Below are 321 nucleotides of genomic sequence, written 5' to 3'. Positions count from 1 at the left end.
GGTGGAAGGGCTGGTGAAGGCGCTGGCCATTGAACTGGCGCCAATGAATATTCGGGTTAACGCCATTGCGCCGACTTTCATCGAGACGCCGATGACCGCGCCGATGTTCGAAGATGGCGGCTTCCGCGCAGAGGTCATGTCGAAAATACCCCTGGGGAGGGTTGGAGTACCGCAAGACGTGGCGGAAGCCGCTGCATTTCTGGCGAGCGACGGCGCCGCGCTCGTCACGGGAACAAGCCTGAAAGTAGATGGCGGCTGGACCGCCCAGTGAGGCTGTTGTGGCCTGAACCGGGCAAGGAACAGGCATCTGTGTTGAGGGAT

The 321-nt window shown here is 61.1% G+C and carries 1 protein-coding gene; it reads left to right on the top strand.

The features are described 5' to 3' along the window. Window positions 1-271, top strand: a 271-nt coding sequence (locus EN862_RS35415; RefSeq protein ID WP_135913323.1) for an SDR family oxidoreductase, incomplete at its 5' end; no start/stop codon positions are given. Between the last annotated feature and the right edge of the window lie 50 nt (window positions 272-321).

The sequence above is a fragment of the Mesorhizobium sp. M2E.F.Ca.ET.219.01.1.1 genome (assembly GCF_004016445.2).
Lineage (GTDB): Bacteria > Pseudomonadota > Alphaproteobacteria > Rhizobiales > Rhizobiaceae > Mesorhizobium.
This window is presented reverse-complemented; position numbering and strand designations above follow the sequence as displayed.